Genomic DNA, 19,889 nt, shown 5'->3' on the forward strand with positions numbered 1-19,889 from the left:
GCCATATCCCCTACGGCAGTAGTGCCGCGAGCCTGCGGTTCACCGCACTGAGGGTCGCCCGGACGACCGCGCGCCGGGGATCGCCCGACACCAGTGCCGACCCCGCCAGCTGCTCCACCCAGCCACCGCAGACCAGCAGCACCACCACGACCGCCACCTCGCAACTGCCCATCGGCACGATGGTCGCCTGCTCGACGAAGCACCGTCCGGACTCGCCGGTGGTGGTGCCCTCGCGCAGCAGGTCGTCGATGGCCACGGCGGTCGCCGCGGCGCACAGACGCAGCACGTACGCGTCGACGGCGGGGCCGCTGGCGACTCCGGTCGCCTGGCGGGTGCCGGTGTTGAGCCGCACCTCGACCGTGGCGTCCAGACCGAACGTGCTGGTCTGGACGTGTTCGATGATGGCGCGCGGACCCTGGTCGCGTTCGGTGTGCAGCGGCGGCGGGGACGCGGTCTGGGGCAGCTCCGGTTCACTGCTCACGGCGCGCAGCGCGGGTGCGCGTTCGCTGCTGCGCAGCTCGCCCGGGGCGCGGCGGGGCACGGTCACCGGGTGACGGCGGCGCGGTTCGCGGGCCGGCGGATCGGCCAGCGGGTCGTGCAGGCCGGTCAGACCGGGCGGCGGCGCGGCCCCCGCACCCGAGCGCGGCGCGGGCAGGGTGGCCGTCGGCGCGGGCGCCTCGGCGGGCTGCGCGGCCGGTCGGGGCAGCAGTCCGCCCGCCGGGGCGGCGTCGATGCCCATCTGCTCCTGCAGCATCCGGGCCACCATCCGGCTGATCGCGGCCGGGTCGGCCCCCTCGGCCAGATCGAGGCGCAGGTGGTGGGCGCCGGTGGCGGTGGTGCGCAGCGCCGCGTCGCGTACGCCGGCGACCCCGCGCACCGCCTTCAGCACCGCGTCCACGTCGAAACCGTCCGGGCGCTGCTCGGTCGGGAGATCGTCGCGACGCAGGTGCGAGGCGATCCGGTCCAGCTGGGGGGTGGCCGCGGTCGGGTCGCCCTCGGGCAGCGGGTGCGTGGTCGGCGGCACGTCCGGCACGCCGGGCACACGCTGCGGCAGGTGCTCGTCGTCCTCGTCTTCCGGGTCGGCGTCCAGGGCACCGGCGGGCACGCCGTTGCCGTTGCCGTTGCCGTTGCCGTTGCGGCCGAACGGATCCTGCGCCGGGATGGCGAATCCGGGTCGACCCTCGGCGCGGGGCTGTCCCGGCCGTTGCGGCTCCGGCGGCGGCTGCTGCGCGGCGGCGGGCAGCGGCGGCGCGGGCGTGGCCGGCTCGGGCACGATCGGAGGACGGGTGGGCAGCGGCGCGTCGGCGAACGCCCGACCGAACCGGGCCCCCAGCGACAGTCCGTCCTCGGACTCCGTCCCTCGTGACTGCGCCCCTCGGGGCTCTGTCCCGCGGCTTTCGGCCGCGCGGGACTGCTCGGCCGGGCGGCCCGGGGTCTCGGCCGGGGGCGTGTGCTTCGGGGTCTGCTGCGGATCGGGCTGCATCATCGACGGCTCCGGCTGCGGCGGCTCTGCCGTGGGAACGGCGCGGGTGGCGGCCTCCGCCATGGCCGCCAGCGGCGGTTCGGCCGCATGGGCTGCCGTCGGGGCGCTTGGCACCGGCCCGGACAGCTCGGCGGGCAGCGACGGACGCAGACCGGGTGGTGGGGCCGGGTAGGCACCGGTGGGCATGGTCAGCGCCGACGGGGCGGTGGACAGCGGCGGCAGCACCGGGATCGGCGTGACCTCGGTCGGCGGCGTCACGGGCGTGGGCTGGTACGGCGTGAAGACCGGCGGGGCGCCCAGGTGGGGCAGCCCGTGCGCCGGGGTGGGCTCGTCGAACGCGGCGTACCGAGCGAGCTCGGCCGAGGCCTGGGCCATCTCGTCGGCGTACGGATCCTCGCTGAGTGGGCCGTCGTCGAGCGCGCGGTGGCCGTGCGGCGCGGGCCGGTGGTGCCCGTTCGGGGCGGCGGGAATCGGCGACACCGGGCGGGTGATCGTGGCGGCGAAGGGGTCGGCCCCGGTCAGCGCGTCGATGCCGCGACGGTCAGCCACCGTGGTGTGCCACGGCGTCAGCGGCTCGAACCCGGGTTCGAGCGCCGCACCCGCGCTCGACCAGACCTCGTCCGCGTCGGCCCGGGTAGGCTGCCCCTGCCCGGCGGTTCTGGCTGCCGCGACAGCGTCCGTCACGGATTCGTCTGCTCCGCCGTCGGGGGGCAGACTTGCTCGCCCCGCGTTCTCGGTCTGCCCAGTTACATCCACCGTGCGCTCCTCCGTCGCCCACGCTGAGGCTACCGTGAACGGCGAATGACGATAAGTTGCAACGACGGGCCAGTTTGCAAGATCCGTCAAAGTCCCGTCCGCAGGGTGAGGAGATGCCATGACCGCGGCCACCAGTGGGGGCAACCCGAACGGCTCGACAGCCTCGGGCAGGCCGACCCGGCTGCCTCGGTCGGCGCGCCGCAAGCAGCTCCTCGCCGCTGCTCAGGACGTGTTCGTGGCCCAGGGCTACCACTCGGCGGCGATGGACGACATCGCCGAACGAGCGGGCGTGTCCAAGCCCGTCCTCTATCAACACTTCCCCGGCAAGCTCGAGTTGTACCTCGCCCTGCTCGACACGCACTGCGACGCGTTCGCCGAGCGCATCCGGTCGGCCATGGCGGCCACCACGGACAACAAGGAGCGCGTCCGGGGCGCGATGCGGGCCTACTTCGACTTCGTCTCGCACGAGAGTGAGGCGTACCGGCTGGTGTTCGAGTCGGATCTGCGCAACGACCCGGCGGTGGCCGAGCGGGTCGACCGGATGGAACGGGTCAGCGTCGAGGCGATAACCGCGACGATCATGTCCGACACCGGTGTCAGCCGGGCCCGCGCGGAGGTGCTCGCGGCCGGCCTGAGCGGCGCTGCCCAGGTGGCGGCCCGGTGGTGGCTGGCGGCGGGCCGGGTCATCGACCAGGACGAAGCCGAGGGCCTGGTCGCCGCCCTGTCCTGGCGCGGCATCAGCAGCTTCCCACTCACTGGCGAACACTGACCGGCGAGCACTGACCGGCGCGGCACGCCCTGCCGCCTGCTTCGAACCGTCCTGCCGCGACAGCGCGGTAGTCTCGCTCACGAGCCGAGGAGGTTGTGTGGAGGTCAAGGTAGGTGTGCAGTTCGCCCCCCGGGAGCTGGTGGTGGACAGCGCGCAGACGCCCGCCGAGGTCGAGAAGCTGGTCGCCGACGCGCTCGCGTCGGACAGCCGGGTGCTGACCCTGGTGGACGAGAAGGGCCGTCGGATCATCGTCCCGACGGACAAGCTGGCATACGTCGAGATCGCCGAATCGTCGACGCGCAGCGTGGGCTTCACCCGCTGAGCGACGGCTCGTACGGAAGGCACGGCACCGTTCGGTGCCGTGCCTTCCGCGTTCCCGGGCGGTAATCTGCCCCTGTGGCGGCTGATGCTGGTGTCATCGATCTCCTGGGCATGCTCGCGTACGGCGAGCTGCTGGCCTTCGACCGGATGGCCGCCGACGCCCGGCTCGCGCCCGACCTGCGCCGCCAGGCGCTGCTCGCGCAGATGGCGGCCGCCGAGATCGGCAACTACCGGCGCCTGGCCGACCGGCTGACCGCGTTGGGCGTGGACCCGCAGGACGCGATGGCCCCGTTCACGGCGGCGCTGCGCACGTACCACGACAACACCGAGCCGGCCGACTGGCCCGAGGCGCTGACCAAGGCGTACGTCGGCGACGGCATCAGCGACGACTTCTTCCGCGAGGTGGCCCGACTGGTGCCCACCATCGCGCTCGGCGACGCCGATCGTGCCCTGGTGCTCGACGTGCTGCACCACGACGACTACGCCGCCTTCGCCGCGCGGGAGATCCGCGCTTGCATCGCCGTCGAGCCGGGACTGGCCGACCGGCTGTCCATGTGGGCGCGGCGGCTGGTCGGCGAGGCGCTCTCGCAGGCCCAGCAGGTGGCCCAGGAGCGCGCCACGCTGACCGCGCTGCTGCTCGACGGGGCCGCGGGCGAGGCCGCCGAGGGGCTGTTCCGGCGGCTGACGAGCGCCCATACGGCCCGGATGACAGCGGTCGGCCTCAACAATTGACCGATTTGCGTGTGATATCCCACTAATCTGCGGTCAATCGGCCCGCACCAGGTGACCAGACGCGAACCTGGTCGTACGATAGGTGAGCTGGCATGGGCAGGCGCCCATGTCATCGCGTGTGCGGCGCCGCGATCGACCCGATCGTGTCCCGTGGACCGGATTCATCTCCGTCTCCGCCAGCGCCCCGCGTTCGAGACTGAATATGCGCCCTTCGATGACAACTGGGCGTACCGACATTCGCGGGCCGACCAGCCATCCGGCAACCGGCCGCGGATCACTGAGAGGGCACCCCAGCACCTGATGACCGACATCACGAACAACGAAACATCGACCCTCGCGCCCACCTTCGCCGAGCTCGGCGTGCGCCCGGAGACCGTGGCCAGCCTCGCCGCGATGGGCATCGAGCGCGCATTCGCCATCCAGGAGTACGCGCTGCCGATCGCGCTGCGCGGCGGCGACATGATCGGCCAGGCGCCCACCGGCACCGGCAAGACCTTCGGCTTCGGCATCCCGCTGATCGACCGCGTGATCGCGCCGGGCGAGGGTGACAACAGCGGCGCACCGCAGGCACTCGTCGTCGTGCCCACCCGTGAGCTCGGCCTCCAGGTCGCCAAGGACCTGGCCGGAGCGGGCAAGTCCCGCGGCGTCCGCGTGCTCGCGCTCTACGGCGGCGTCGCGTACGAGCCGCAGGTCGAGTCGCTCAAGTCCGGCGTCGAGATCCTGGTCAGCACCCCCGGCCGCCTGCTGGACCTGTGCAAGCAGAAGCACCTGAAGCTCGACAAGGTCAAGGCGCTCGTGCTCGACGAGGCCGACCGCATGCTCGACCTGGGCTTCCTCGACGACGTCGAGAAGATCCTGTCCATGCTGACGGTCGAGCGGCAGACGATGCTGTTCTCGGCGACCATGCCCGACCCGATCGTGACGCTGTCGCGCCGCTTCCTGCGTACGCCGGTGACGGTGCACGCCGGGCACAGCACCGAGCCGGGCGTGAGCCCGCAGACCAAGCAGGTCGTCTACCGCACCCACCAGCTCAACCGGCTGGAGCTGCTGGCCCGGGTGCTGCAGGCCAACGGCCGCGGCCTCACCATGATCTTCACGCGGACCAAGCGCAACGCCGACCGCGTCAGCGAGGACCTGGACTTCCGCGGCTTCGCCGCCGCGGCCGTGCACGGCGACCTGGGCCAGGGCGCGCGTGAGCGGGCGCTGCGGGCGTTCCGCGCCGGGAAGATCGACGTACTGGTCGCCACCGACGTCGCCGCCCGCGGCCTGGACGTCTCCGGCGTCACCCACGTCATCAACTACGACTGCCCGGACGACCCGGAGACCTATGTGCACCGCATCGGCCGCACCGGCCGCGCCGGGGCCACCGGTGTCGCGGTGACCTTCGTCGACTGGGAGGACATGCCGCGCTGGCGGATCGTCGAGAAGACGCTCAGCCTGGAGCTGACCGGCCCGGACGGCCCGGTCGAGACGTACCACACCTCGCCGTGGGTCTACACCGACCTGGACATCCCCACCGACATCAGCGGCACCCTGCCCAGCGCGCAGCGCTCCCGGGCCGGGCTGTCTGCCGAGGTCGAGGAGGACTTGGGCGGTGGCAGCCGCCGCGGCGCGCGCGGCAAGCGCGGGCCGGTGGCCGAGGCCCCGCCGCGCGAGCGCACCCCGCGCCGCCGCCGTCGCCTCGCCGGTGAAGAGGCCGCCGAATCCGACGCCGCTCCCGTGGCCGACACGGGCGACAGTACGGTCGAGGCGGACTCCGGTGACGGCGCCGGTCGCAGCCGTCGACGTCGCCGCCGTCGTGGCAGCGGCTCGGCAGCAGCCGCTTCGGTGACCCACGAGGGCAGCGGCGCGGCAGCAGCCGCTTCGGTGACCCACGAGGGCAGCGGCGCGGCAGCAGCCGCTTCGGTGACCCACGAGGGCAGCGGCGCGGCAGCAGCCGCTTCGGTGACGCACGAAGGCGACGGCGAGCCCAAGCCGCCGCGCGAGGCGTCCCTGGTGCTGGAGTTCTCCGACCCCTCCGACCCCTTCGGGCCGGACGACACGACAACCATCGCGGCACCTGCCCGCCGCCGTCGGCGCCGCCCTTCCACGCCGTCCGCCGAGAGCTGACCAGCGCTTTTCGGTACGACTGACGCCTCCCGACCGGTAAAACCGGTGGGGAGGCGTTTTTCCGTTCGTACCCGAGGCGGCCGTGGACAGATCGAAGGTCAACCTAAAGTTTGAGGTTAGGCTTACCTTATTAACGTACGGTGCTCCGCATGAGTGAGCCCTTCTCCGCCCGCCTGCGCGCCGCCACCTGGACCGATCACAAGGCCGCCGAGCAGACGTCCTTCCTCGACGACCTGACCCGGGGCCGCCTGACCGTGGCCGCCCACGCCGCCCTCACCGCGCAGCACCACCTCATCTACGAGGTGCTGGAGGAGGCGGCCCGCGCCTGGCACGGGCACCCGGTCGCCGGAGCGTTCCACCACGACGGGCTCACCCGCCTGCCCGCGCTCGCCGCCGACCTGGAGTTCCTGCTCGGCCCCGACTGGCGCGACGCGCTCACGCCCGTGCCCGCCACCGCCGAGTACACGCGACGCCTGCGCGAGACCGCGTTCGACTCGCCCGGCCGCTACGTGGCGCACCACTACAACCGCTACCTGGGCGACCTGTCCGGCGGCCAGTACGTCGCCCGTGCCCTGGCCCGCGCCTACGCCCTCACCCTCGGCGGCGACGGCCTCCGCTTCTACGCCTTCGACCTCGGCGACCTCGACGCGTTCAAGAACGGCTACCGCACCGCCCTCGACACCGCCCCCTGGGACGAGGCGGCGCGGGCAGAGGTCATCGACGAGGTCAGGTTGGCGTACCGGCTCAACACCGACGTGCTCGCCGACCTCGGCCGGGTATACCCCAACCCGTTCCCGCCCGAGGTCATCGCCCAGATCATGCGGCACATGAACGACGACCACGCCGACGACTCGCTGCTCATCTGTCGCGCCGCCCTGCCCGAGCCGACCCGGCCGCAGACCTCGTCGGCCGTAATGTCCGATATGGACGCCGCCGGCATCGAGTTCCGCGCCGTCGTGGCCGGGGTCGACACGCCGATCCGGGTCCCGTTCGCCGCGAGACTCACCGAGCGCGCGCAGGTGCGAATCGAGGTCACGCGGCTCTACCGCGAGGCGTGCGAGATCCTTGGTGTGCCGTCTCGCTAGCGGGCCGTCGTCGCTGACCGGTCCGGCGTGCCTGGTCGTGGAAGACTGGCCAGGTGAAGACCGCTCACGAGGTACTCGTCGCGCTCGCCGGGCGGTACGCGTTCGCTGAGGTCGCCGCCCTGGCCTCGACCGGTGCGGTGCTGACCACCCACGACGTGGCCCGGGTGCAGCAGCTCTGCGCGTTCGGGCAGCGGCTGCTCGACCTTGACGCCGAGGACTTCGGCGAGAGCAACCCGGCCGCCGACGCCAACACCGAGCACGCCGTCGCCGACACCGTCGACGGCGACCACGTGCCGGAGCCGCTGCGCGAACGCGCCCTGGCCTGCCGCATGCCGCAGGCGCCACGCGAGCAGCACCGGGGCGCCCTGGGCAGCATGCGTCCGGCGTACCGGCTGCTGCTGGAGGTCATCGCGGCGCGCTTCCGGCGCGGCGAGACCAACGCCGTGGTCGCCGGAGTGCACATCGCCAGCGAGTACGCGGCGCTGCTGGCCTGGGAACGGGTGCTCGGCCACGCAGCCGACCCGGTGCGCATGCCCGGCTCCGTCGGCGGCGACGGCAGCGCCTGGGGCGACTTCGACGACCGCGAGTGCCCGCACACCAAGCCGGAGAAGTCCGCCGCCCGGCGGTCCCTGGCCGTGGCGCACGAGAACGCGGCCGGCTGGCGGGCATACCTGGACCGCCAGCACTCCAACACCGCGCACGCGCTGTCGGTCTGCGCCGTCGGCTGCCATCGCCGCTGCACCGTGTACAGCCGCCTCAGCCCGCACCAGGCCGAGCTCGTCACGTACGGCTGCCGCCTGGCCGAGGCGTTGAACGGGTCCGCGGTGGTGCGACTGCGGCACAGCGCGCCGGTCGGGCACGGGTTCGGGGTGCCGTCGCGGCGGGAGTTGCTGGAGGCGTGGGGACGTACCCGGGCGTCGCTGGCGAAGATCGCCCCGGCGATCGGCGAGGAGGACGGGTTCGCGCTGCCCGGTTTCGCGGTGCTGATCTCGGAACTGGCCGGGGAGCCGATGCGGCCGGACACGCTGCTGGCCGACACGGCCGCCGCGCTGGCGGCCGCGCTGTCGCCGACGCGCGCACCGCAGCAGGCCGAGGCGGGCACACCGGCGGCACCCGTCGCGAGCTAGCCCTGTCAGCGGGGCGGGTCGGCGAGCAGGGTGGCCAGGTGGGGGTGGATGTGCCACTGGTCGAGCAGGGCGTCCAGCTCCGGATCGGCGGTGGGCGCGGCGTTGGTGCGGTGGGCGCGGATCATCGCGTTGCGGGGCGTGTGCGCCGAGTCGATGAACTCGACCACCTCCACCGCGTACCCCTGCCGCCGCAGCAGCGCCGCCCGCACCGTGTCCGTCAGCACGTCGGCGAACCGCTCCCGCAGGATGCCGTGCTCGGTCAGCATCGCGTACGCCCCCTCCGGCGGCCGCTTGCGCAGCTGCCGGGAGATGTCCTTGTGGCAGCACGGCGCGGCCAGGATCCAGCGGGCGTCCCAGGAGATGGCCCGCGCCAGCGCGTCGTCGGTGGCCGTGTCGCAGGCGTGCAGCGCCAGCACCACGTCGGCGGCGTCGACCGGCGCGTCGGCGATGCTGCCCGCCACGAACGTGACGTGGTCTTCCCAGCCGAGCCGCCGGGCCAGGGCCGTGTTGCGCTCACGCTGGTCGGGCCGGATGTCCACGCCGATCAGGCGCACGTCGACGCCCTGGCCGGACAGGTAGCGGTACGCCGCGAAGGTCAGGTACGCGTTGCCGCAGCCGAGGTCGACCACGCGCAGCGGGCGGGGCAGCTGCGCGGGGGCGGGCAGGGTGGCGGCCAGCGCCCGCAGGAACGCGTCGACCTGGCGGCGCTTGGCGGCGTCGCCGCCGATCACGTCGTACAGCGGGTCGCCGGGGTCGAGCAGGTGCTCCTTGGCCCGGTCGTGCTCGGTGCTCGCCGGAGGCGCGACGGCGGCGCCCCGGTGCAGCACGGCGCCCTTCTTGGTGGCCTGCAGGCGCAGCGAGCCGTGGGCCGTCTCCACCACCCAGCCGCCGAACGGCTCGGCCAGCAGCTCGTCCACGCGCGCGGCCGCCTCGGCGCCCGGGGCCAGGTTCACGGTGGTGGGGCGCTGGCCGTCCTCGGTGACCAACTGCAGCCGGTCGCCTGACTTCAGGGTCACCGGGCGCAGCGTCGCCCGCAGCACCGCCGGGGTCTGCCCCCGGCGCGCGCCGGCGGCCGTGGCCCGGACCAGGTCCGGCCCGAGCAGCAGCGCGCGTACTTCGGCCAGTCCCTGGGCCAGGGCGTCGGACGGTGGAGTCGCCATACGGTCAAGCATGGCTGATGGGCGGGGCACGGTGCGGGCGGGCGTGGTGTCGGCCACGTCGCCCACGCCGCTCAGATCGTGGCGAAGGTGCCGGGGTCTGAGTTGTAGGTCGGCTGCTGCGCGAGCCAGACGAAGAAGATCACGATCCCGATGAGCAGCAGCAGCGAGAGACCGGTGACGATCCAGCCGATGATGACGCCCGCCAGGGCCATGCCGTCGCCCTCCTCGCCGGACGCGCGGATGCGCCGGCGGGCGACGTGGCCGAGGATCGCGCCGACCGGGCCGAGGACCAGCCCGGGGATGCCGTAGAGAAAGCAGAAGGTGATCGCGCCCACGATCGAGGTGACCATGGCGCCGATGGCCAGGCCGTTGGTCCGCCGCGCCGGGACGTACGCGTAGCCGTAGGGGTAGGCCTGGTAACCGGGATGGGCCGGGTAACCGGGGTAGGCGTAGCCCTGCGGGTACTGGGCGGCCGGATACTGACCGGGCACGGTCGCCGGATCGGGCTGCGCCGCACCCGGCGTGACACCGGCCCAGGCACCGTACGGGTTGGTGGGCGCGGCCTGGGCGGGGGTGTCGGCGGGCACGGGCTCGGCCGGGCTGCTCGACTCGACGGGCGCGGTGGTGAACGACGCTGCCGCCTCGCCGAAGGTGAGCGGCGCGGGCTCGGGGAACGCCGGCGCGGCGCCGGGCTGGGGGTTGGGCGGCGGGGGCGCGGTCGGGTCGCTCATCGCGGAAACTCCAGGTCGAGAGGGGTCCCGTCAGAGTAAGGGGTCTTGCCTACTAGCGTCAGCTCGGACAAACCGGCAGGATCGAACCATGAACGAGCGGATGGATCCCTTCCGGCTGGACGGCCGGATTGCCCTGGTAACCGGCGCGGGCAGCCCGCACGGCATCGGCTTCGCCACCGCTCGCCAGCTCGCCGCGCTCGGTGCGAAGGTCGCGGTGGTCTCCACCACCCGGCGCATCCACGAGCGCGCGGGCGAGCTGGGCGTGCTGGGCTTCGTCGCCGACCTCACCCTGGAGGAGGAGGTGGGCGCGCTGGCCGACGCCGTCACCGAGCAGCTCGGCGACGTCGACATCCTGGTCAACAACGCCGGTCTGACCAGCCGGGCCATGCCCGAGGTGATCCGGCCGGTGGCGCAGCTGACCTTCGAGGAGTGGCGGGCCGAGATCGACCGCAACCTCACCACGGCCTTCCTGAGCAGCCGGGCCTTCCTGGGCGGCATGTCGGAGCGCGGCTGGGGCCGCATCGTGAACCTGTCCGCGACCGCCGGGCCGGTCAACGCGCTGCCCGCCGAGGCGGGCTACGCGGCGGCCAAGGCGGGCGTGCTGGGCCTGACCCGCGCGCTGGCGATGGAGCTGGTCGCGGACGGCATCACCGTGAACGCGGTGGCCCCCGGCACCATCCACACCTCGGCATCGACCCTGGTGGAGCTCAAGCAGGGGTACGAGACACCGATGGGTCGTCCCGGCACCCCCGACGAGGTGGCCTCGACGATCGCGTTCCTGTGCTCGCCCGCCGCCAGCTACATCACCGGGCAGATGCTGGTCGTCGACGGCGGCCAGAGCGTCCGCCAGGGCTGAGCTGTGCTGCTGGCGCCCGCCTCCGCGGGCGCGGCGATCGGCCTTTGAGGCCGACCGCATCGGCGCGTCGCTACATCGCCTGCGGCGATGTCACGCTCCTTTACCGATGCGGTCGGCGGCCGATCGCGGGGGTGGGTCGGGCTTCAGGCGTGGGCTGGTCGGTGTCGAGGTCGAGGGGGTCCGGTGTGGGCGGGGTGGGGGTGCGGCGGGCGCCTAGCACCACCACGGCCACGCCTGCGACCAGGAGGGTGATGCCCGGCCAGGCGGCGGGGCGGGGGGTCTGGCCGAGCCAGGCCCAGCCGAGTAGAGCCGCGCCGGGCACCTCCAGCAGCACCAGGACACTGATGGTCGTCGCCGAGATCTTGTGCAGGGCGTAGTTGAGCAGCGAGTGGCCCAGCAGCTGCGCCCCGGCGGTGAGCGCCAGCAGCGCCACCCAGGTCGAGCCCGGGTACCCGGACAGCTGCACCCCGAACGCCAGACAGACCGCGAGCAGCAGGACCGCGCAGACCGAGTAGCAGACGGTGGTGTACGTCGTGGTGCTGGTCTGCGCCCGCGCCTTCTCCCCCAGTGACGTGTAGACGGCGGCCATCATGCCGCCGAGCACCGCCAGCACGTCGCCGAGCAGCGCGGTGTGCCCGCCGCTGGTGAAGTCGACGCCCGCGGTGACGGCCGCGCCGACGACGGCCGTCGCGATGCCGAACCACGTCCAGCGGCCCAGGCGGCGGCCCTGCCCGACCGCGATGAGACCGGCCCACACGGGCTGCGTCGCGACCAGGGCGGTCGCCGTGGCGACGGTGGTGAGCTTCGGCGCCGGCACCCAGGTGCCGAAGTGGGCGGCGAGCGCGATCCCGGCCAGCAGGCACCAGCGCAGCGCGCCCTTGGCCCGCAGGCCACGCAGCTCGTCCCGGCGGCGCATCACCGCCACGGGGGCGAGCACACCGACGGCCATCGCGTTGCGCCAGAAGGCGATCGCCAGGGCGGGCGCGGCCGCGTACGCGATGAGCGCGCCCGAGGAGGAGACGGCGATGATCGCGACCGTCACGGCGGCGATGGTGAGTGGATCGAGCCTAGGGCGCACGTCGCCCGATCTTTCCATACCACTCTGTGCGATCTTGCGAGCACTGTGGGCGATCATCCTATGTCATTCACGTGACCGTATGATTACTCTCATCCGAATGGATTCATACCAATCGGTTTATCCTGTTTCCCCACGCGCGCTGCTGCTCGACTTCTACGGCACGCTGACCAGCGCCTGCACCCGCGGCCCGGCCCACGAGTTGGTGCCCCGCCTGCTGGGTTGCGATCCGGCCGAGTACCGGGCGGTGCTCGACACCTCCTTCTACGCCCGCTGCCGGGGCGCCTACGGCGACGCCCTGGAGACCATGCGCTGGATCGCGGGCGAACTCGGCGTGGCCCCCAGCGCCTCCCGACTGCGGGCCGCCCAGGCCGCCCGCCTGATCGCGGTACGCGCCGACACCCGGCTGCGCCCGGAGGCCTTCCCCACGCTCTGGCAGCTGCGGCGGCGGGGCATCCGGCTCGCGGTGGTGAGCGACTGCGCCTGGGAGCTGCCCGAGATCATGCGGGGCATGCCGATCACGCACCTGATCGACGCGAAGGTCTTCTCCGTACACGTCGGACACTGCAAGCCGCGACCGGAGATGTACCTGACCGCCTGCGACCGGCTCGGCGTCGCCCCGCAGGACTGTGCCTTCGTCGGCGACGGGGGGTCGCGGGAGCTCAGCGGCGCGGAGGCGCTGGGCATCCGCGCGGTGCGCCTGGCCGCCCCCGACCTGGTCGACCACCTGGTCTTCGCCACCGACGACACCTTCACCGGCCCGTCCGCCCCCACCCTCCCCGAAGCCACCACCCTCGCCCTGACCGCCCTCTCCCCCGCCCATTGACCAAGACCCGCGCCAAGTTGCCGGGCAATCGGGCGTGAGCGGGCGCAAGATACGCACGAGTGCCCGGCAACTTGGGTGATCAAGGACGGGTGGGGTGGTACCCCGGAGGGCGGGGGCGGGTGAGAATGGGCGCATGACCCATCCGTTGGTGGAAGAGGCCGGGAAGAAGGCGGCGATCGCCTGGGTGGCGGTGGGCGACGGTCCCGCGTACGCCCTGTGGTGCCTGCCCCAGGACGGCCGCCTGCACGTGATCGTCGGTCCGGGTGAGCAGTCTGCTCCCGGACTGGCCGAGGCGGCCTCGGCCCACGTCACGCTGCGCGGGGACCACGGCGGCGCGGTGGTCACCTACCCGGCGTCGGTCGAGCGCATCCTGCCCGAGGACGAGCGCTGGGGGTCGGTCGCGATCGCGCTGGCGGGCAAGCGCCTCAACGCCCCCGGCACCGCCGAGGCGCTGGCGGCGCGGTGGGCCCAGGAGTGTGTGCTGCTGAGCCTCAGTCCGACGGGCGAGCCCGCACCGCGGGGCGACGACTCGGAGCGGGCGGAGCCGCGGCCCACCCCGGCCGCCAACGCGACCCGCAAGCCGTTCCGGCTGCACCGGGTACGCCGCCGCTGAGGCCGTCGCCCGGCTGCCGCAAACACCGTAAACCGTGTGAGAAATACGCATAACATGCCAATATGGCCACGGTGACCAGGGTCTTCGTCGCCCGGCTCGCCGGCCTCGCCGTCTTCGACCCGAACGGCGACCAGGTGGGCCGGGTCCGCGACGTGGTCGTTCGGGTACGCAGCACCAACCCGCCGCAGGTGGTCGGCATCGTCGCCGAGATGCCGCTGCGGCGCCAGGTCTTCCTGCCCATCGGCCGCGTCATCAGCCTGGACGCCGACAGCGTCGTGCTCAGCTCCGGCCAGATCAACCTGCGCCGGTTCGCCAAGAGCAGCACCGAACTGCTCGTCCTGGCCGATCTGCTGGACCGCCGGGTCACCACGCCCAACGGCACCCTGGCCATGGTGGTCGACATCGCGATGGAGTCCTACCGGGTCGGCGAGTGGGAGTTGGGCCGAGTCGCGGTGCGCGACGTGAGCAGCCGCCTGGGGCGGCGTGGGCAGCTGCACCAGTTCGAGTGGGAGGAGCTGACCGGCCTGATCGAGCCGTCGGCGATCCAGGGCACGGCCTCGCTGCTGACCGTACTGGAGAAGCTGCGCCCGGCCGACCTCGCCAGCGCCCTGCAGGACCTGCCCGACCAGCGCCGCCACGCGGTCGCCGCCGCCCTGGACGACGAGCGCCTGGCCGACGTGCTGGAGGAGCTGCCCGAGCACGACCAGGTCGACATCCTGGCCCGGCTGGACCGCGAGCGCGCCGCCGACGTGCTGGAGGAGATGGACGCCGACGACGCCGCCGACCTGCTCGCCGAGCTGCCCCCGGTCGAGCGGCAGCTGCTGCTGGACCTGATGGAGCCGGCGGAGTCCGCCCCGGTGCGGGCCCTGATGCACTACCGGCCCAATACGGCCGGGGCACTGATGACCAGCGAGCCGGTGATCCTGACCCCGGACGCGACCGTCGCCGATGGGCTGGCCCGGATCCGGGAGAAGCACCTGTCCCCGGCGCTGGCCTCGCAGGTGTTCGTGTGCCGGGCGCCGATCGACACGCCGACCGGCCGCTACCTGGGCACGGTGCACTTCCAGCGGCTGCTGCGCGAGCCGCCCGGCGACCTGCTCGGCGGGGTGCTGGAGCGCGACATCGCACCACTGCCGCCGGACCTGCCGCTGGCGGAGATCACCCGGCGGATGGCGACGTACAACCTGGTGGCGATCGCGGTGGTGGACTCGGCCGACCGGCTGGTCGGCGCGGTGACCGTGGACGACGTGCTGGACCACCTGCTGCCGCGCGACTGGCGGGAACGGCACGAGACCAAGCGAGCCACCTCATGAGCGGCGCGCGGTGAGCGACCGGGGGCGGCTCGACCAGCCGCGTGACGCCAGCGGGGTAAGGCTGCCCCGGCTCGACCCGGAGGCGTTCGGCGACTTCGCGGAGAAGTTCGCCCGCTTCATGGGTACGGCCAAGTTCATCGTCTACATGACGATCTTCGTGATCGTGTGGATCCTGCTGAACCTGATCGGCGTGTTCGGGATGCGGTGGGACCCGTACCCGTTCATCCTGCTCAACCTGTTCTTCAGCACGCAGGCGTCGTACGCGGCGCCACTGATCCTGCTCGCGCAGAACCGCCAGGCCGACCGCGACCGGTTGACCCTGGACGAGGACCGCCGCCGCGCCACCGCGCAGAAAGCCGACACCGAATTCCTGGCCCGGGAGATCGCCTCGCTGCGGATGGCCCTGAACGAGGTCGCCACCCGCGACTACATCCGCTCGGAACTGGCCAAGCTGGCCGAGGAGCTCGACGACGCCGCGCAACGCCGCTACCAGCTCGAACAGCGCGGCAACCGACCCGCCTGAGCCGAGGAAGGAAGAGGCCGCGCGCCGCAAGGGGCATGGCGCGCGGCCGACTCCACCGATCCTGCCACGGCACGCGGTTTCGCTCATCCGATAGCCGAGAAACGCTCATGCCACACCCGAGAATCCGGTCATGTCACAGCCGAGAATCCGGTCATGTCACAGCCGAGAATGTTGCGCGTGCCACCGCACCCACCGGAAAGCCAGTGATGATCAATCCCGCGGGTAGCATGGGCGCATGTCCGCCGCTGCTGTGAACACCGACGAGCAGGCCGTCCTCACGGCGCTCGCCTCCGTGAACGACCCGGAGATCCGCCGTCCCATCACCGAACTGGGGATGGTGGAGTCGGTCAAGGTCGACTCCGGTACGGCGCACATCCGCATCCTGCTCACCGTCGCGGGCTGCCCGCTCAAGGACACCCTGCGCACCGACATCACCGCCGCCGCGACCACGGTCCCCGGCGTCACCGCCGTCGAGATCGACTTCGGCGTGATGAGCCCCGACCAGCGCCAGGACCTGCAGAAGCGGCTGCGCGGCGGTGCCGCCGCCGAGCCGGTCATCCCGTTCTCCCAGCCCGGCAGCCGCACCCGCGTGTACGCGGTCGCCTCCGGCAAGGGCGGCGTCGGCAAGTCCAGCGTCACCGTCAACCTCGCCGCCGCTCTGGCCGCGCGCGGCCTTTCGGTCGGCGTGGTCGACGCCGACATCTACGGCCACTCGGTGCCGCGCATGCTCGGTGTCGAAGGCCGCCCCACCCAGGTCGAAGACATGATCATGCCGCCGCAGGCGCACGGCGTGAAGGTCATCTCCATCGGTATGTTCACCAGCGGCAACGCCGCCGTCGTCTGGCGCGGGCCGATGCTGCACCGCGCCCTGCAGCAGTTCCTCGCCGACGTGTACTGGGGCGACCTGGACGTGCTGCTGCTCGACCTGCCGCCCGGCACCGGCGACATCGCCATCTCGCTGGCCCAACTGCTGCCCACTGCCGAGATCCTGGTCGTCACCACGCCCCAGGCCGCCGCGGCCGAGGTCGCCGAGCGGGCGGGCGCGATCTCGCTGCAGACCCACCAGCGCCTGGTCGGCGTCATCGAGAACATGTCCGGGCTGACCCTGCCCGACGGCACCGTGCTCGAGGTGTTCGGCTCCGGCGGCGGTCAGACCGTCGCCGACTCGCTGACCCGCCTCACCGGCGCCTCGGTGCCGCTGCTGGGCCAGATCCCGCTGGACACCGGCGTACGCGAGGCAGGCGACGACGGCACGCCGGTCGTGCTCAGCGCCCCCGACTCCCCCGCGGGCAAGGCCCTCAACGCCGTCGCCGACCGCCTCGCCGTCCGCCGCGACTCCCTGCTCGGCAAATCCCTGGGCCTGTCCCCCGCCCGCAAGTAACCACCCACCCTCCCCGCCACGCGCCGCCGCCCGCCAAGATCTGCGGGCGGCGTCCGGCTGCCGTGCCCCCTCGCGGCCGCCGTGCCCCTCGCGGCCCGCAGCGGCTGTGGACGGCCCGCAGCGGCTGCACCGGGAGCGGCCCTCACACCGCCGGGAGCGGCCGCACAGGGCCCGGAGCGGCCCTCACACGGCCGGGAGCGGCCGCACAGGGCCGGGAGCGGCCGCACGGCCCGCAGTGGCTGCACCGGGCCGGAAGCGGCTGTAACGGCCGGAGCGGATCACGGCCGGGAGCGGCTGAAATGGCCGAGCGGCACGCGCCCCGCGTCGAGCCCACGTGTCGAGCCGTGCCCGCGTCGGACCCGCCCTGGCGGGCCGCGGCCACGCCCGCATACCCACTTCGCGCCCGCAGGTCGCGATCTTCGCCCCGTTGGAAGCGCAGTTTCGGGGAAACTGCGCGAATGGCGCCCAAGATTCGGGCAGTTTCCCCGAACTGCAGCAACGTTGACGGCCGGGAGCAGCTCTGACGGCACCCGTCGGCCGCCGCGCTCGCTTCGGTCCACTAGATCGCTGTCAGTGGTCAAAACAGCCGGATCCAGCCCATGTTCTGACCGACGACACCGATCATCGCGGCGCAGACACTCGAAGATCGCGTTCTCCGGTCATTTTCCGGGCGTCTTCAGAGGCCGAATCCGAGATTCCGACCGCCAGCCGCGATCATGGCAAAGATGACAGCATGCAAGATCGCTGCCAACGGTCATTCTCCGGGCGAGCCGAAGCACCGAATCCGCCGCTCGCACCCGCAAGCGACGCCCGCCAACCAAATCCGGCCCCGCTCCACGCGATCCAACCGGAATCGGCGATCGCACAGAGCCCCGAAGCCAGATGATCTACAGGTCCGGAAGGCAGCCGACCCCAGAGCCCCGAAGCCACGTGAACCCGGACCCGAAGGAAACGAGATCCCGCTGCCCGAAGGCAGGTGATCATCCGGCGGGGGTAGCCATGCGCGGCGAAAGCTGCACGCTCGCCGGCGGCGTCTGGACTGAGGAGCGTGACCGAGCCGCAGGCTCGGCAGCGACGAGGGAAGACGCCGCCTGAAAGGCGAGCGTGCCGCGCCCGCGGAGGCGGGCGCCAGCAGCACAGCGCCGCGCCCGCGGAGGCGGGCGCCAGCAGCACAGCGCCGCGCCCGCGGAGGCGGGCGCCAGCTATGTAGCGTCGTCGAAGTTGTGGGTGCGCGGGGTCGGGGCGGGTGCGGCTGCGACCTGGGTCGACGGGGTGGTGGAGGTCATCGCGCTGATGGAGCTGCGGGTCTCCTGCGCCGAGCGGGCCACGCCGTCGACCTCCTTGCGCAGGTCGTCGTAGAGGCCGGTGAGCGGGTTGCGCAGGGCGGCCTCGTCCTCCTCGCTGAGCAGGTGCTTGCGTACGAACGCCTTGGGGTTGAGGTCCTCGATGCGGATGTCGGTGCCCAGCTCGCGGCTTAGGTCGCCGGTGGCGTTGGTCGCCATGGAGCGCAGGTTGCGCAGCATCCGCATACCGTCTTGGATGACCTTGGGCAGCTTCTCGCCGAAGATCAGCAGGGCGAGCAGAAGCAGCCCGATGAACTCCCAGCTGTTCAGGTTGTCTAGCACCGCTGCCTCCCGACTGTGTCCCGCATCGGCAAGGGTACGTGCGCCCCGGCCCGACAGGCCACCCCTCAGTCGGCGTCAGCGACGAGGGTCACCGACGTATCGTGCCTGGTAGACCCCCGTTTGTAGGTCACTTTGACCATGTCACCCGGTGCAGTTTTCCGCACAAGTGCGACCAGGTCCGTGGGTTCGCCGATCATGTGGCCGCCATAGGTGACCACCACGTCGCCGGTACGCATCCCAGCCTCGGCGGCCGGTCCCAGGGCCACCACCTGCCCCAACTTCACCCCGCCGCCCGGACCGCGGAACGAGTCCTCGATTTCGGCACCGATCACGGTCCGGTGCGCCCGGCCCTCGGCGATGATCTCGTCGGCCACCCGCCGCGCGTGGTTGATCGGGATGGCGAAGGCAAGGCCGATGTTGCCCGCCGACTCCTCGCTGCCTGCCATCGACTTGATCACGGCGTTGATCCCGACGACCTGACCGGCCGCGTCGACCAGTGGACCGCCGGAGTTGCCGTGGTTGACCGCGGCGTCGGTCTGGATCGCCGCGTAGTAGCGGGTGGTGCCGTCCTCGGCGGCGGTGGCGATGGGCCGGTCCAGCGCGCTGACGATACCGGCGGTGACGGTGCCGCGCAGCGCCAGTGGCGAGCCGACCGCGACCACCGCGTCGCCGACCGCGACCGAGTCGGAGTCGCCCAGCACGGCCGGGGTCACCTCGTGCTTGCCCTGGATCTGCAGCACCGCGACGTCGGACTCGGGGTCGGTGCCGATCAGTTTGGCGGGCGAGCTGCTGCCGTCGTCGAAGATCACGGTGGCCACGCCGGAGCCGCCGGAGACCACGTGGTCGTTCGTGACGACGTAGCCGGAGGAGGTGACGACGAAGCCGGAGCCCAGCGAGACGCTGCCGTCGACCGGCACCCGGACCGTGACCACGCTGGGCAGCACCATCCGGGCCACCGCGGCCAGCGAGTCGGGGGCCCGCTGCATCGGTGAGGAGCCAGGGGCGCCGAGCACCGAACGCACCGTGACCGGATCGTCGCTGAACCGTACGCCCAGCGCGCCGCCCAGCACTCCGGCGAGCACCCCTGCGAGCACCGCCGCTCCGGCGACTGTCCACAACGTACGACGTCGGGTATGGTCGGGCTCGGCCAGCGGCTCGGGCGCGGGCTGGTGCGGCTGCTGCGCAGCCGATGTCAGCGTCGCCGGAGAATGCGGATCACGCCACGGATCGTTCAGCGCGTCGGACCACCAGTGCGGTGCCGGTGCGGCCGGCGGCGGCGTGCTGTGAGCTGCCGCGCGCTCCTCGTCATCCGGTCGGCGATATACCCAGCCGTCGGTCACTGGCAGACCCCCCGTCCCGTTCCCGGCTCCAGAATGGCACGGTTCCAACGTGAAAAATCACTGT

General features: G+C 72.6%; 18 protein-coding genes. 12 read left to right on the forward strand and 6 right to left on the reverse strand.

From position 1 onward, the window contains the following. Positions 1-10: 10 nt before the first annotated feature. Complete coding sequence (locus KUA19_RS06925) at positions 11-2,167, reverse strand: hypothetical protein (RefSeq protein ID WP_217395231.1); 2,157 nt, start codon at positions 2,165-2,167, stop codon at positions 11-13. A 190-nt stretch (positions 2,168-2,357) separates the two neighbouring features. Here KUA19_RS06925 and KUA19_RS06930 point away from each other — a divergent pair, with 190 nt between their 5' ends. From KUA19_RS06930 to KUA19_RS06960, 6 genes are all read left to right on the forward strand, one after another. Then, positions 2,358-3,008 (forward strand): TetR/AcrR family transcriptional regulator, encoded by a 651-nt coding sequence (locus tag KUA19_RS06930; RefSeq protein ID WP_217395232.1) that lies wholly within the window; start codon positions 2,358-2,360, stop codon positions 3,006-3,008. A gap of 97 nt (positions 3,009-3,105) precedes the next feature. Next, positions 3,106-3,330, forward strand: a complete 225-nt coding sequence (locus tag KUA19_RS06935) for a DUF3107 domain-containing protein (protein ID WP_217395233.1) — start codon at positions 3,106-3,108, stop codon at positions 3,328-3,330. A 74-nt stretch (positions 3,331-3,404) separates the two neighbouring features. Beyond that, complete coding sequence (locus tag KUA19_RS06940; RefSeq protein ID WP_308167359.1) at positions 3,405-4,061, forward strand: ferritin-like fold-containing protein; 657 nt, start codon at positions 3,405-3,407, stop codon at positions 4,059-4,061. A 300-nt stretch (positions 4,062-4,361) separates the two neighbouring features. Beyond that, positions 4,362-6,170 carry a DEAD/DEAH box helicase gene (locus KUA19_RS06945; protein ID WP_217395234.1) on the forward strand — a complete coding sequence of 603 codons (1,809 nt, stop codon included), beginning with the start codon at positions 4,362-4,364 and terminating at the stop codon, positions 6,168-6,170. Positions 6,171-6,319: 149 nt separating this feature from the next. After that, positions 6,320-7,255, forward strand: coding sequence for a biliverdin-producing heme oxygenase (locus KUA19_RS06950; RefSeq protein ID WP_254548697.1), 936 nt, complete (start codon positions 6,320-6,322; stop codon positions 7,253-7,255). A gap of 53 nt (positions 7,256-7,308) precedes the next feature. Next, a complete protein-coding gene (locus KUA19_RS06960; RefSeq protein ID WP_217395235.1) occupies positions 7,309-8,382 on the forward strand; it encodes a hypothetical protein in 1,074 nt (357 codons plus the stop codon). 5 nt (positions 8,383-8,387) lie between these two features. Here the strand turns inward: KUA19_RS06960 and KUA19_RS06965 are convergent, their stop codons facing one another. Together KUA19_RS06965 and KUA19_RS06970 are read right to left on the reverse strand one after the other, a co-directional pair. After that, complete coding sequence (locus tag KUA19_RS06965; protein WP_217395236.1) at positions 8,388-9,542, reverse strand: class I SAM-dependent methyltransferase; 1,155 nt, start codon at positions 9,540-9,542, stop codon at positions 8,388-8,390. Between the two features lie 71 nt (positions 9,543-9,613). Continuing rightward, positions 9,614-10,273, reverse strand: coding sequence for a DUF4190 domain-containing protein (locus KUA19_RS06970; protein ID WP_217395237.1), 660 nt, complete (start codon positions 10,271-10,273; stop codon positions 9,614-9,616). Positions 10,274-10,361: 88 nt separating this feature from the next. Between KUA19_RS06970 and KUA19_RS06975 the strand changes: the two genes are divergently transcribed. Next, a complete protein-coding gene (locus KUA19_RS06975; protein ID WP_217395238.1) occupies positions 10,362-11,129 on the forward strand; it encodes an SDR family NAD(P)-dependent oxidoreductase in 768 nt (255 codons plus the stop codon). A gap of 100 nt (positions 11,130-11,229) precedes the next feature. Here the strand turns inward: KUA19_RS06975 and KUA19_RS06980 are convergent, their stop codons facing one another. Beyond that, positions 11,230-12,225 (reverse strand): DMT family transporter, encoded by a 996-nt coding sequence (locus tag KUA19_RS06980; protein WP_372451770.1) that lies wholly within the window; start codon positions 12,223-12,225, stop codon positions 11,230-11,232. 79 nt (positions 12,226-12,304) lie between these two features. On the opposite strand from KUA19_RS06980, the gene KUA19_RS06985 reads away from it, so the two are divergent. The 5 genes from KUA19_RS06985 to KUA19_RS07005 all read left to right on the forward strand — a co-directional run bounded on the left by KUA19_RS06985 (position 12,305) and on the right by KUA19_RS07005 (position 16,860). Beyond that, entirely contained in the window at positions 12,305-13,030 is a 726-nt protein-coding gene (locus KUA19_RS06985) for an HAD family hydrolase (RefSeq protein ID WP_372451771.1), read from the forward strand. 133 nt (positions 13,031-13,163) lie between these two features. After that, positions 13,164-13,643: a hypothetical protein gene (locus KUA19_RS06990; RefSeq protein ID WP_217395241.1), complete on the forward strand. Its 480-nt coding sequence runs from the start codon at positions 13,164-13,166 to the stop codon at positions 13,641-13,643. 62 nt (positions 13,644-13,705) lie between these two features. Beyond that, positions 13,706-14,956 (forward strand): magnesium transporter MgtE N-terminal domain-containing protein, encoded by a 1,251-nt coding sequence (locus KUA19_RS06995; RefSeq protein ID WP_217395242.1) that lies wholly within the window; start codon positions 13,706-13,708, stop codon positions 14,954-14,956. Positions 14,957-14,966: 10 nt separating this feature from the next. Beyond that, positions 14,967-15,479 (forward strand): DUF1003 domain-containing protein, encoded by a 513-nt coding sequence (locus KUA19_RS07000; protein WP_217395243.1) that lies wholly within the window; start codon positions 14,967-14,969, stop codon positions 15,477-15,479. Between the two features lie 235 nt (positions 15,480-15,714). Then, a complete protein-coding gene (locus KUA19_RS07005) occupies positions 15,715-16,860 on the forward strand; it encodes an Mrp/NBP35 family ATP-binding protein (protein WP_217395244.1) in 1,146 nt (381 codons plus the stop codon). Between the two features lie 1,202 nt (positions 16,861-18,062). On the opposite strand, the gene KUA19_RS07010 is transcribed toward KUA19_RS07005, so the two are convergent. Together KUA19_RS07010 and KUA19_RS07015 are read right to left on the reverse strand one after the other, a co-directional pair. After that, on the reverse strand, positions 18,063-18,485 hold the full coding sequence (locus tag KUA19_RS07010) for a twin-arginine translocase TatA/TatE family subunit (protein WP_217395245.1): 423 nt from the start codon (positions 18,483-18,485) through the stop codon (positions 18,063-18,065). Positions 18,486-18,550: 65 nt separating this feature from the next. Further along, positions 18,551-19,825 carry a S1C family serine protease gene (locus KUA19_RS07015; protein WP_217395246.1) on the reverse strand — a complete coding sequence of 425 codons (1,275 nt, stop codon included), beginning with the start codon at positions 19,823-19,825 and terminating at the stop codon, positions 18,551-18,553. Between the last annotated feature and the right edge of the window lie 64 nt (positions 19,826-19,889).

Origin of the sequence: Catellatospora tritici (genome assembly GCF_019083965.1) — a bacterium.
In the GTDB taxonomy this organism is placed as follows: domain Bacteria; phylum Actinomycetota; class Actinomycetes; order Mycobacteriales; family Micromonosporaceae; genus Catellatospora; species Catellatospora tritici.

Excerpts from the sequence above, each read along its gene's own strand:
- KUA19_RS06930 (WP_217395232.1), top strand. The coding sequence starts at position 2,358 with ATGACCGCGGCCACCAGTGGGGGCAACCCGAACGGCTCGACAGCCTCG.
- KUA19_RS06945 (WP_217395234.1), top strand. The coding sequence starts at position 4,362 with ATGACCGACATCACGAACAACGAAACATCGACCCTCGCGCCCACCTTC.
- KUA19_RS06950 (WP_254548697.1), top strand. The coding sequence starts at position 6,320 with ATGAGTGAGCCCTTCTCCGCCCGCCTGCGCGCCGCCACCTGGACCGAT.
- KUA19_RS06965 (WP_217395236.1), bottom strand. The coding sequence starts at position 9,542 with ATGGCGACTCCACCGTCCGACGCCCTGGCCCAGGGACTGGCCGAAGTA.
- KUA19_RS06970 (WP_217395237.1), bottom strand. The coding sequence starts at position 10,273 with ATGAGCGACCCGACCGCGCCCCCGCCGCCCAACCCCCAGCCCGGCGCC.
- KUA19_RS06975 (WP_217395238.1), top strand. The coding sequence starts at position 10,362 with ATGAACGAGCGGATGGATCCCTTCCGGCTGGACGGCCGGATTGCCCTG.
- KUA19_RS06980 (WP_372451770.1), bottom strand. The coding sequence starts at position 12,225 with ATGGAAAGATCGGGCGACGTGCGCCCTAGGCTCGATCCACTCACCATC.
- KUA19_RS06985 (WP_372451771.1), top strand. The coding sequence starts at position 12,305 with ATGGATTCATACCAATCGGTTTATCCTGTTTCCCCACGCGCGCTGCTG.
- KUA19_RS06990 (WP_217395241.1), top strand. The coding sequence starts at position 13,164 with ATGACCCATCCGTTGGTGGAAGAGGCCGGGAAGAAGGCGGCGATCGCC.
- KUA19_RS06995 (WP_217395242.1), top strand. The coding sequence starts at position 13,706 with ATGGCCACGGTGACCAGGGTCTTCGTCGCCCGGCTCGCCGGCCTCGCC.
- KUA19_RS07005 (WP_217395244.1), top strand. The coding sequence starts at position 15,715 with ATGTCCGCCGCTGCTGTGAACACCGACGAGCAGGCCGTCCTCACGGCG.